Raw genomic sequence first — 12,093 nt, 5'->3', positions numbered from 1 at the left:
GGGTGTTCATCATATACCAAAATTCACATGGATGCGTCGATAACACGCATGACATTTCCACCAATCACCTTGCGAATAACGTCGTCGCTGTGACCGCGTTGAACTAACCCGACAGTGAAGAGCGGCCAATTGGTCCACGCAATGCTTTCATTCATTTGACCGGTCGTCTTGAAATTATCTTTGGGCCACAGCGTTTGGAACGTCGCGCGTTGTTTGGAACGCTTGGGAACCTTGGCTTGCTCGACCCCCGAGAGTTGCGACATGTAGGCGACATCGGTACCGATCGCGACCGAATCAGGACCAAATTTCTTGATCGCGTAATCAATATGATCCAGTAACGCGGAGATATCCCCACTGCCCCCCAAATAGCGAGGGATACAGCAAATTCCGATAAAGCCCCCCGACTCGACAATGGCTTTGATCACATTATCGGGTTTGCTACGAAAATGGTTATGGACAGCAGCACAGGTGGAGTGGCTAGCCACCATCGGACGCGAAGAGGTTTGGGCGGCTTCTAGACTTGTTTTCCAGCCGCTATGAGCGCAGTCGGGGATGATCCCAATGCGGTTCATCTCGGCAATCGCGCGGTGCCCGAAATCGCTCAGCCCGGCGTCGGTTTTTTCACCGCAACCGTCCCCGATCATATTGCGACGTTGGTACGTCAAGTGCATCATCCGGATGCCGAGTTGATAGAACACGCGGAGGTAGCGAAGTTCTTCTTCGACCGACAACCATTGCTGGGCCAAGGGGACGCCGTTGCCGGTCAAATAGAAACAGTGTTGGCCTTGCTGTTTGGCGGTTTCCACATCGCGCGGTGTCGCCGCTTTAAAAACAAAACCCTTCATCAGATCAGTGGTGTAGGTGTGGCGAGCCAATCGTTTGATCAAACGCAGCGGGTCTTGTCCTTCTTCGCCGGCGTTGTTGAAAACGCAGGTCACTCCCGAGGCACGCCAAGCATCGCGGAATTCTTGCTCCTGTACTGGGTCGGTTGCGAACCGGGTCATCGTCATTTCTTCATGCAGATCTTTTAGTTCGACGGCCGACGCGCCGTCCGCAACGGCGGCGGCCATCGCATCACCGTCGATCGCGGCCCGCGGTCCGAAACCGTAAGAATCAAAGACAATCGATTCGGAGTGTAGTTTCAAACCTCGCTCGAGTTCGGCGGCGGAAGGCTTCAGGATGCCAAGGGCTACCTCACGTGATTTCTCGATCTTCGGATTCAAACGCGTCGTTAAATCGCCCATCGGGTCACGTGTCGTGTTCGCTTCGGCAAACAAACGGCCTGGGCTCAGCGACAATGCGGAAGCTCCCGCAACGGATGCGATGAATTGGCGACGATGGAACATCTTGAATGAATCCTCTGGATCGTGGTGGGAATGAGGTGAGCAAACGGGCTAGCGGCCTCGATGAGGCGAGGGCTTCGCGTGGGGAGGGTAAAGGGAGCGTTGGAGGCGGAAGTGTTATTGCGGATCGATCAACAAGGTCGACAGGACTTGAGCGTAGACGCGATGGCCAAAGTCGTTGGGATGATTGACCCCGTTGCCGGTCAGATCGGCATCCTGCTTGCGTTTTAAAAACTCATTCCAAACGCTGGTCATATCCGCCAAAGCAATGCCGGGGGCACAAAGTGCCGCCAATTCGTCTCGGTAGTGCGGAAAAACGTCGTGGTTCAGCGTGATCCAATCGCGGTTTCCCAGCATCGACGCGACCAAGATGAACTCGGCCTTGGGCAGCAAGGTGCGCGTGTTGGCAATCATCGTCGCGGTGTTCTTGCCGTAGGTCTGGGCGGAGTGACCGGCGGAATCATTCATGCCAAACGCCAAAATCACGAGGTCCGGCTTGTGCTTCGCCACTTCCTCGATCTTTGAAATTCCCCAGGGAGTCGAAGTTCCTCCCACGGATAAATTCGTCAACGTCACCTGCGTGTCGTAATGTGCCTCTAGATGTTGCACGAGCAAGTCTTGGTAGGCGGGGTGAAAGGGAGCCCCGTTACCCCAGGCCGATGCATTGCAGCCGGTCGAAATACTGTCTCCCAACAACACGATCGATACCGGCTCGCGATTGCTTAGCTTCTTCAGTGTCACCGGCAGCGCGGCTCGATCGAACGTCGCCATCGGCACCGGCCATTCGTTATTTGCCTTTTTATAAGTCACCTGCGTCTGCATTTGGTGATATTCGAGAGTCGCGCCGAACAGGATCTCCCCGTTGCCATCGCGATGCGTCAGTCGATGCCGCTGAGAATTCGCAGGGCGTCGCAACTCCGAAGAGGGCGTCGTTACAATTCGGGATCCAACGGGAATGATAATCTCGCGGGATCCGGGCTCGAAACGATAATCGATTCCCTGTTCATAGGTCGTCTCGCCCGACGAGCTACGCACTGAAACGATCTCCTGGATCGGAAACAAGACCGATCCGCGAGCGGCTTCGCTCGCGGAATCGCGAATGAACAAGACCGACTCTCCCTCCATGACGTCGTCCAACCAGAACGGTTGCAACCACTTGGGCGAATAGGGCCATGCGGGACGCTCTTGGGCCGCAGCGATGCCCGCCACGAGCACCATCCAACTGAGCAGGATTGTGCGAAGCGGTTGATGCTTGTTCAAGATTGTCAGCATTTTTATTTTTCTTGCGGGAATGAAGGGACATACAGCGACTGGGGATGGGGCCACCAGCGACGTTCACGCTCCGTGGCATGATGCCACGGAGCCGGATCGGATGCTTGTGATCACGGTGATTGGCGGAATCGGTTTGCTCAAGTGCAAGGGCGCCGCCGCCTCTTGTCCGTCGCGGGTTAGCCGAGACCTTCGACCTTCCATCCGTCGCGGTACTCGCGTCGCACCAACGCGTTGGCTGCGGGGCTATTGGTAAAGGTTTGTGTTTTCGTATCCCAATCGAGCCATTCACCACTCACGCGATCCGCCATCGCGCCGACCAGGATCGATTCGGTGAGCGGACCGCCGTGGTTGAAGTCGCCGCAAGGCTTGCGGCCTTCGACGACTCCATCGACCCAGTCGTGGTAGTGATTCTGTTTGGCAAAACCGCTGGGATATTTGTCGGCGGACAATTTCGATTCCGGTAAGACGACGGGATTTCCCCTGCGATAATTTTTGTAAATTGAGCCCGTTTCACCGACCCAAAAGGTGCCCGACTCGGGTAACTCGTCGACACCTTTGGGCAAAGTGATGCGGCTTGCATCGGGCCGAAGATCGCCGTCGTGCCATGTCAATTTGACGGTATCACGGGCGGTCATATCGCTGCCGGGAAAGACCAGCTCGACCTGCCGTTGTTTGCCCCACAGCGGGCCGCTGCTTCCGGGCGTCAGTTGACGCACGCGAAGAGGCGCGGTCAATCTCAAGGCATCAAAGCTGATGTCGAAATGGTGGCATCCCATGTCTCCCATTTCACCGACGCCAAATCCGTACCAGGCACGCCAAGTTTGGGGATGATAGGTGTTTTTGAAATAGGGGCGGGGCTGTTGCACGCCGAGCCACAAGTCCCAGTCCAAGTGAGCGGGAACCGCATCACCGGGACCGTCGATGTCGGTATTCTTGGGCCACCAACTCAGAGGCTTGTTCTCCCACAAGATGACCTCCTTGATCTTGCCAATCACACCGCTACGAATCAGATCGACCGTCAGCCGGCTTTCGATACTCGAGCGACCTTGGTTTCCCAGTTGAGTGGTCACACCGGCCTTTGCCGCTTCGTTGGTGATTACACGGCATTCGTGCAATGTGGTGGCCATTGGCTTTTGCAGATAGACATGCTTGTTGGCACGAATCGCCGTTACGGCCGGAGCGGCGTGCATGTGATCGGGGGTCCCAATCGTGACTGCGTCAAATTTGTCAGCGTGCTCGGCCAACATTTCCCGCCAATCCTTGTGTCGCGATGCGTCCGAGTGGGTTTTGCTCGCTTGATCGAGATAGTTCGCGTCCACGTCGCAGAGTGCGGTGATTTTCGCTTTGGGATGCGAGGCCACGCTGTTCATCGTAGCACGGCCCATTCCGCCCACTCCGATGCTGGCGACCTGTAGCATGGAGTTGGGTGAAGCACTCCGCAGAATCGCGGGACATCCAAACACGCCTGCGGTGGCGACCGTTGTCGCGGTGGCCTGTTTCAAAAATTGACGTCGGGCGAGCTTTTTCGGGGCGACCTTGTGTTGGACGCTCGGATTGACGCTCGGATTGGCGGGCACGTTGGGGGCAAGCGATGAACGTGACTTCATGTTGAACTCTGCGAATGAGGGAGAACTCGGGCGAGAGAGGCAAGCCGCCTATCATACAAGCTGGCGTGCCAGTTTGCATGCGACGCCGTCGCTCAGCGAGAAAACGTGTCTCACGCATTATCAACGGTGCCCCCGATGAGCCAACGCCCCTTTTGGGCCGTTAGGGCGAGGATTCGTTCTCGAGGTCGGCTTGACGCTCCGCGGCAATCGCGATGTTGCGTAGCATGCCGCGGAACACCAAGGCGTGCAGCGGATAGATTCCATACCAATAAACAAGTCCCATGACCCCAACGGGATCGAAGATCGCCGTTTGCCGAATCGTCGTCCCCTCGTTGCACGGTTGGACTTCAAATTCGAGCCAGGCGCGGCCGGGGACCTTCATCTCCGCTAACAACCTTAAACGTTGGTTGGGCTCGTAAGCTTCCACCCGCCACCAATCGAGGACATCGCCAACGTGCAGATGCTCGGGATCGCGGCGTGCTCGACGGCGTCCGATCCCTCCCCACACCAGATCCATCCAGCCGCGGATCGTCCATAAGAAGTTGGCGTAATACCAACCTTGAGAGCCTCCGATTTTACGGATCGGAGCAAACGCCCGGGCGGGTGGGACCGCGACCCATGCCGTGCGAGAGTCAATGATTCGGCTGCCAAATCGGACGCCGCCCCAAGCCATCATCCCGCGTGAAGAGGAGAGGGCATCGGACCAACGCGTTTGAGCGAAATCGTGATCTTCGTTACCCAGTGCGCGACGGATCGCCTCCGCCAAACCACGCGGTTGGATTGGGAATTCCGTGAGTACGGCGGCGTCTTTGACCACCGTGGGATTCTTCATGCTATCGATCAGCTTGCGGCCAATGCGAGCGTAAACTGGCGTGACCAAACCGAGCCATAAACTCGATAGCCGAGGCGTTAGCAGGGGGACGGAAATGAAGATGCGGCGTAGCCCACGTTGCCGTGCGTACTCTTTCATGATCTCGCCGTAGCTGACTTGGTCGGGCCCGCCGATTTCAAAGGTGCGACTTTGCGAACCAGGAAAATCGATCGCTGCGATCAGGTATTGCAATAGATCTTCAATCGCGATCGGCTGAGCTTGCACGCGTACCCATTTTGGACAGATCATCATTGGCAACCGTTGCACTAACGCCCGGACTAACTCGAATGAAAGACTTCCCGAGCCGATCACGATCGAGGCGCGAAATTCGATCACCTGACATCCCGATTGACGCAGGACCTCGCCGACTTCATGGCGGCTACGTAGATGGGCGGAGAGTGCATCGTTGTCTTCACCAAGTCCTCCGAGATACACAATGCGGGTGACTCCGGCTCGCTTTGCCGCATCCGCGAAATTGCGGGCGGCCACTCGGTCTTGGTCCTCGAATGATCCACTCGACCCCATCGAATGGATCAGATAGAAAGCGGTGTCGACTCCCGCGAAGGCGCCGTCCAGCGATGGGGCATCAAGCACATCGCCGGCAACGACCTCGGTGCCAGCACCGAGGCGTGATTGGAGATGTTCGGGGCGGCGGGCAAGACAGCGAACCTTCACGCCACGCGCTTCGATCAGGGGAAGTAACCGGCCTCCGATATAACCGCTTGCGCCCGTGAGCAGGACGCGTTTTGAGACCGTATTCATGCTAACCTACTCAATCATCGAGTTGGGAACGGACGCCAGATCAAGGGCTCCGCAGCCATGGTCCTTTGGGGAGTCCGCAACATCCGACCTTCGAAAGGTACGCTTTTTTAATGAACGACTTGCTTAGGGCCCGAGGCTTTCTTAGGGCACGAGCCATTTTTAGGGGGACGAGCGGATGGGCCCAAACGGCCGTGCGCAGGGAGCCGCCTCCCTTATCGTAGACCGTAATCAACGAGGGGGAGGGGCAATCAAGCTTGATTTCCCGAACCCGAGCGTCCCAGAGTGAGCATCGGCAATCTTGTAGTGGCTCGTTTCGTGGCTCGTTTGCAAGTGGTTAGCTTGGCAGCGTCGCGTTGTGATAGATCTCCTGGACGTCATCACATTCATTGAGCATGTTGACAAATTTGTCGAACATCGGCATATCGTCGGAGCTAATCTCCGTACGCGTTTGTGGGATAAAGCTGATTTCCTCGACTTCGATTTCGGTGTCTGGGAATGTATCCAACAATGCTTGTTTCGCCTTGGCAAACTCAGTGGAAGGAGCAAATACGGTCACTTGCCCGTTTTCGCATTCCACATCGGTGACGTCGACGTCGGCGGACAATAACGCTTCGAGGACTTGATCGGTGTTCTCGCCTTTGAAGGCGAGGATTGCCAAGTGCTCAAATGCGTGGGCGACCGATCCGGGGGCGCCAAACTTCGAGCCTGTCTTGGTAAAGCAATTTCGAACGTCCGTGATGGTGCGATTGTTGTTGTCCGTCAAGCAATCGATAATAAACGAAGATCCTCCCGGTCCGAATCCTTCGTAGCGAGCCGCCACGTAATCCTCGCCCCCGACACCGTTGGCTTTGTCGAGAGCCTTTTCGATCACATGTGCGGGCACTTGGTCGCGTTTGGCTTTCTCGATCAGACTGCGCAATGCCGAATTTGCGGCCGGTGCCCCGCCGTTCTTCGCCATCACGTAGATCTGTTTGCCGTACTTTGAGTAGACCTTGGTTTTTTGTGCGGCCGTTTTGGCCATCGATACTTTGCGGACTTCAAAACTTCTGCCCATGGCGGTGCTTTCGTGAATGATTGCGACAATGACGGAGTGGCGAACGGTTGAACATAAATCAATTCGCGATTCTTTTGCTTTGCAAACGGATTCCGCGGCTCCCACGATCGCGGTGCGGTGAGCAAGCGGAATGCGAACGACGAACCAACTTTCGAACCGTCTTCATTCGCATCGTTTTAACGCAGCAACCTATCAATGCACAGGCGTTTTCTGAGCGCTTGGTCGCCTTGCCGGGCAAAAAGCATGGCGACGCGGGCACAATGCCATCCGTACACAGAAGCAAGCTGGATGGAGAGAGTCCCGCTCAAGCCGCGGCACGCTTTTAAGCTTGAATCGGCGTGAGCTGAAAAGGGGCGACGAGTAAGCAGGAGGGACGAGCACGCAGGAGGGAAGTGTCTGGATGAACCGTTCGGGTATCAGCTTCATGGCCGCTCGGCTTCGACTCGCGGGGCCTGCGTTAGCGGAAACGCTCAGGGAAAGTTTCTTTGCCGCCGCAACGTTTCCAAGGGAGGATTCTTGACTATAATGCTGCATCGCAAGCGAGACTCCCCCCCCCAGGAACTTTGCGAAGGTTCCTGCCCCTTCCTGCCGTGTCCCTTCCCACTTGGTGGCTTGATGCCCATGCGATTCCTTGCACTACCGGTGATATGCGTGTTCCTATGTGCCGGCTGTGGCTCGCCGAAGGAGCAGAGTGTCGAACGTCAAGCCAAGGCGGTGGAAACCATCGAAGCGCATGTGGTTGCGTTGCAGATGACGCGATGGCCTAAAACCGTCCGCAGTCAAGGCAGTCTGTACGCAGATGAGCAATCGGTCGTCGGCGCCAAAGTTGCCGGTCGGGTAGCGGAGGTTCATGGAGACGTCGGAGACGCCGTCAAGGCCGGTGATCCGTTGGTAACCCTGGACCAAGAAGATTTTCTATTGGAGGTTCAACAGGCGGAAGCTCAGCTGTTACAAGCGAGATCGTCGGTGGGGTTGCGAGCGGGGGATCCGATCGAGAAACTCGATCCTGAAAACGCGCCCCCCGTGCGTCAGGAGCGGGCACTTTGGAAAGAAACGCAAAGTAGCCTTGAGCGAATCGCATCGTTGCAAAAACAGAACGCGATGTCGCAAGGCGAGTACGATCTTGCTGCCGCAGCCGAACGTGTTGCCGAAGCACGTTACGCTTCGGCGGTCAACGGCGTGCGTGAAAAAATCGCCTTAATCGAGCTTCGCCAAGTGGAGCTCGCCGTGGCACGCGAGCGATTGAAAGACGCCGTTATCCCGGCTCCGTTGGACGGATTTGTTTTGAACCGTCAAGTGGCGCCAGGAACGTATTTGTCGGTCGGTCAAGCGGTCGCGGTCGTCGTTCGTACCCATCCGCTGCGATTTCGCGGCACGGTTCCTGAACGATACGCCCAATCCGTGCAGGTCGGTCAAGCAATTCAACTACAAATCGAATCGGTTGCCGAGCCTCGCAAGGCACACGTCACGCGTGTGAGCCCTGCCTTGGATCAACGTAGCCGCGCGCTGAGCTTCGAAGCGTTGATTGACAACGAAGATCAATCGCTCCGCGCGGGTTTGTTCGCCGAAGCCGAGGTCGTGATCCAACCTGATGCAGAAGCCTTAGTGGTGCCGGAATCGGCGATCACTGAGTTTGCCGGCGCGGTGAAGGCATGGAAAGTGGTCGATGGCATGAGCGTCGAGCAAGAGGTGCGAATCGGGACACGACGTGAACAGGGCTTAGAGATCGTTCAGGGCTTGGAGCTCGGTGATGTGATTTTGCGAGACGCCGCGGAAGGGCGTGTCGCCAAGGTCAATCCGATCTTAGATCCGGCGTTGGCCGATTCATCCATCACGGCTCCCCTCGGAGCGAACTGACTTCGTGAAGTCCGCGATTCGCTATTGCTTTGAAATTCCCCCACGATCTGTGACGGCCCCGAGCCTTCGCTCCTCCTAGGATACCGCCACCGTGTATTGGCTTGCTGAAGTTTGCGTAAAACGCCCCGTGTTTGCTTTGATGTTGGTCACGGCTTTTGTCGTGGCGGGCATCGTTGCGTTTCCGCAGCTTGGCGTCGACCGGTTTCCAAACCTGGACTTACCGCAGATCTTTATTCGGACCACGTATGTGGGGGCCGCAGCCGAAGAGGTCGAGTCGGAGGTCAGTTCGGTGTTGGAGGACGCGGTCGCGACCGTCGCCGGGATCGACGAACTTAGGTCGATTTCTGCGGATGGACGCTCCTTCGTTATCATCACCGTGCAACTGGATCGCGACATTGATGCGGCGATCCAAGACGTCCGCGATGCGGTCGCGAGCGTCGTCAATCGATTGCCACCGGGCATCGACCCACCGATCATCCAAAAACAGGACCTTGATTCGTCGCCGATCATGACGCTCGCGGTCTCGGGGCCACGGTCTCCGCGAGAGCTGTTTGTGTTGGCCGATCGCTATGTCAAAAATGTGATCGAATCTTCACGTGGGGTGGGGCAGGTCCAGATCGCCGGGGCAGCGGACCGAGCGATTCAAGTCGACGTGGACGCGCGACGGTTGGCCGCCTATGGGATTTCCATTCTGCAGGTTCGTGACGCCTTAGCGCGGCAAAATGCGGAGGTGCCCGGCGGGCGGATGGACGAGGGACTGCGAGAGCGTTCGCTACGCACCCTCGGCCGTGTTGCGGACTCGAGTGGTTTTTCCGATCTGGTGGTTGCCACCGTGGGCGAGACCGCGGTTCGGCTCAGCGATCTTGGGGCCGCGAACGATGCGACCAAAGAGGTCCGGACACTCGCGCGGCTCAACGGCAGCCCCGCGGTGGTGTTGCAGGTTCAACGCCAAAGTGGGCAAAACACCGTTGCGGTGATTGACGGCGTGAAGTCATTGCTTCCCCGATGTGAAGCCTTGCTTCCCGACGACGTGCATGTCGAGATTATCCAAGATCAATCGCGGTACATCGTCGAGGCATTGCATGAAATCGAGCGACATTTGATCTCAGGCAGCATCCTGGCCTGTTTGACCGTGCTGTTATTCATGCGTTCGTGGCGTTCGACGATCATTGCCTCGGTCGCGATCCCCGCGTCGATCATTGCCACGTTTGCATTCATGAAATGGTTCGGGTTCACGCTCAATAACGTCACCATGTTGGCGCTGGTCTTGATGGTGGGCGTTGTCATCGATGATGCGATCGTGGTGCTCGAAAATGTCTTTCACTGTATCGAAGAAAAGGGGATGGAGCCGTCCGAGGCGGCTGTCAAAGGAACCAAAGAGATTGGCTTGGCTGTGCTCGCGACGACGTTGTCACTCGTCATCGTCTTCTTGCCGGTCTCGTTTCTATCGAGTGTGACCGGGCGGTTGTTATTCGAGTTCGGGGTGACGGCAACGGTCGCAATTTTGGTTTCGATGTTGATCAGTTTTTCACTCACTCCGATGATGTGTAGCAAATTGCTCCGCCGGATCGACAAGGCCGATGGCAAAGGAAAGCCGACGCCGAATTCGCGTCGCGGGCTGTACGGAATGATCGAGAACGCCTATTTATCGTTGCTCGCCTTGGCGCTGCGGTTTCGTTGGCTCGTGTTGGCGGTGGTCGTGTTGGTGATCGCGTCGAATGTTCCGCTTAGCCAATGGGTTCGCCGTGATTATGTGCCGCTCAACGTCGACGAGTCGGAGTTTGAGATTCGCACCGAAGCCAAACCCGGGGCGAGCTTGTTGTCGATGCGAGAGACGATCGATCGCGCCGAAGCAATCCTACAGAGTGTCGATGGAATCGAAACCGTCTTGGCCTCGGTGGGAACGGGTGGCTATGGCGACGTCAATCGAGCCCAGATCTACGTACGCTTGATCGATAGTCGTGAGCGGACATTTTCGCTTTCACGATGGTGGCAGGGGCTGCTTGCCGGTGATCCTGGGGCAGCCTTTCGCGGCAATTTTAGCCAACGAGACAAGATGGGGGAGGTCCGCAAACGATTGAAGGCATTGAGCGATGTTCGAGTTTCCGTTCGAAATCTGACGTCACTACGCCAAGGGGCCCCGGTCGACATTGACTTTGCCATCACCGGTCCCGACGCCGATCAATTGTTAGTCTTCAGTGAGAAGTTGCGCAAGAAGGCACAGACGATCCCGGGGATTGTCGATGTTTATTCGACATTGCAAATCGACAATCCGGAGTTGTTGGTCTCGATTGATCGCGAACGCGCCGCGGCGCTGGGCGTTGAGATTCGTGAGATCGCTGACACGTTACAGGTTGCCGTGGGAGGAGACGACCGAGTGTCACGTTACCTGGATCGCTCGGCGGGCGACGCTTACGACGTTGAATTGCGTTTGATCGGCATGGACCGCAACGATGTGCCTTCGATCTCGCAATTGTACGTACGAACCAATCCGGCGGCCCAAACAAATGCGAACGACGCCTCTGAAACGTTGGTGGGGACGGCCAATTCAAATGCGTTGACACGAATCGACAACGTGGTTGATTTTACCTTCAACAAGGCGGCGTCACGAATCGATCGACTGAATCGCCAACGGATGGTTTCGGTCCGTGCCAACGTGGCGGCGGGTTACGCGTTAGCAGATCGTACCGAAGCGATCAAGCAAGCCGCTCAGGAGATCGGGATGCCGATGGGGTTCAGTGGCGAGGCTCTCGGCGGTGGTCGTGAACTGGACCGAACGATCGCCGATTTCGGCTGGACCTTTTTGATGTCCTTCGTGTTCATGTACATCGTATTAGCTGCACAATACGAGAACATGGTCTACCCGCTTATCATTCTGTTGTCGTTGCCGTTAGCGGTCCCCTTCGGTTTGCTAAGTTTGTATTGGGGCGGCGAAACGTTAAACCTGTATTCGGCGCTGGGCATTTTGGTATTGTTTGGGGTGGTGAAGAAGGCGGCGATTTTGCAAGTGGACCATACCAATGCCTTGCGTTCACAAGGGATCGAGCGACACGACGCAATCATGCAAGCGAACCGTGACCGGTTGCGTCCGATCTTGATGACGACCTTGTCCTTTGTTGCCGGTTTGTTGCCATTGCTGATCGCGACGGGGCCTGGCGCGGAGGAGCGCCGCTCCATCGCCGTTCTGGCTGCGGGAGGACAAACGTTGTCGTTGGTGCTCACGCTGATTGCCATCCCTGTCTTGTATACCTTCTTTGACGATGTTGCGGCGATTCCACGTCGACTCGCATCGCGACGCAAATAGACCATGCGGTCATAGCTAGACGT

Annotated in this window: 7 protein-coding genes; 2 read left to right on the top strand and 5 right to left on the bottom strand. The window is 56.8% G+C overall.

Features of this window, described 5'->3' with window-relative positions; all coding sequences use genetic code 11:
• Positions 1 to 23: 23 nt before the first annotated feature.
• From Pla52o_RS24280 to Pla52o_RS24260, 5 genes are all read right to left on the bottom strand, one after another.
• On the bottom strand, positions 24 to 1,346 hold the full coding sequence (locus tag Pla52o_RS24280; RefSeq protein WP_146597233.1) for a dipeptidase: 1,323 nt from the start codon (positions 1,344 to 1,346) through the stop codon (positions 24 to 26).
• Positions 1,347 to 1,460: 114 nt separating this feature from the next.
• Positions 1,461 to 2,615, bottom strand: coding sequence for an SGNH/GDSL hydrolase family protein (locus Pla52o_RS24275; protein ID WP_146597232.1), 1,155 nt, complete (start codon positions 2,613 to 2,615; stop codon positions 1,461 to 1,463).
• Positions 2,616 to 2,791: 176 nt separating this feature from the next.
• Entirely contained in the window at positions 2,792 to 4,222 is a 1,431-nt protein-coding gene (locus Pla52o_RS24270; RefSeq protein ID WP_146597231.1) for a Gfo/Idh/MocA family protein, read from the bottom strand.
• A gap of 160 nt (positions 4,223 to 4,382) precedes the next feature.
• Complete coding sequence (locus Pla52o_RS24265; protein ID WP_146597230.1) at positions 4,383 to 5,855, bottom strand: SDR family oxidoreductase; 1,473 nt, start codon at positions 5,853 to 5,855, stop codon at positions 4,383 to 4,385.
• A gap of 334 nt (positions 5,856 to 6,189) precedes the next feature.
• Positions 6,190 to 6,909 carry a YebC/PmpR family DNA-binding transcriptional regulator gene (locus tag Pla52o_RS24260; RefSeq protein ID WP_146597229.1) on the bottom strand — a complete coding sequence of 240 codons (720 nt, stop codon included), beginning with the start codon at positions 6,907 to 6,909 and terminating at the stop codon, positions 6,190 to 6,192.
• A 621-nt stretch (positions 6,910 to 7,530) separates the two neighbouring features.
• Here Pla52o_RS24260 and Pla52o_RS24255 point away from each other — a divergent pair.
• Complete coding sequence (locus tag Pla52o_RS24255; RefSeq protein WP_197169477.1) at positions 7,531 to 8,766, top strand: efflux RND transporter periplasmic adaptor subunit; 1,236 nt, start codon at positions 7,531 to 7,533, stop codon at positions 8,764 to 8,766.
• Positions 8,767 to 8,857: 91 nt separating this feature from the next.
• Entirely contained in the window at positions 8,858 to 12,070 is a 3,213-nt protein-coding gene (locus Pla52o_RS24250; RefSeq protein WP_146597227.1) for an efflux RND transporter permease subunit, read from the top strand.
• The last annotated feature ends 23 nt before the right edge of the window (positions 12,071 to 12,093 follow it).

It is taken from the genome of Novipirellula galeiformis, assembly GCF_007860095.1.
GTDB classification, from domain to species: Bacteria; Planctomycetota; Planctomycetia; order Pirellulales; family Pirellulaceae; genus Novipirellula; species Novipirellula galeiformis.
Note: the sequence above shows the minus strand (reverse complement) of the source record. Positions and strands in the feature narration are given on the sequence as shown.

Coding starts and splice junctions, on each gene's coding strand:
- Pla52o_RS24270 (WP_146597231.1), bottom strand. CDS start 4,222: ATGAAGTCACGTTCATCGCTTGCCCCCAACGTGCCCGCCAATCCGAGC.
- Pla52o_RS24260 (WP_146597229.1), bottom strand. CDS start 6,909: ATGGGCAGAAGTTTTGAAGTCCGCAAAGTATCGATGGCCAAAACGGCC.
- Pla52o_RS24255 (WP_197169477.1), top strand. CDS start 7,531: ATGCGATTCCTTGCACTACCGGTGATATGCGTGTTCCTATGTGCCGGC.
- Pla52o_RS24275 (WP_146597232.1), bottom strand. CDS start 2,615: ATGCTGACAATCTTGAACAAGCATCAACCGCTTCGCACAATCCTGCTC.
- Pla52o_RS24265 (WP_146597230.1), bottom strand. CDS start 5,855: ATGAATACGGTCTCAAAACGCGTCCTGCTCACGGGCGCAAGCGGTTAT.
- Pla52o_RS24280 (WP_146597233.1), bottom strand. CDS start 1,346: ATGTTCCATCGTCGCCAATTCATCGCATCCGTTGCGGGAGCTTCCGCA.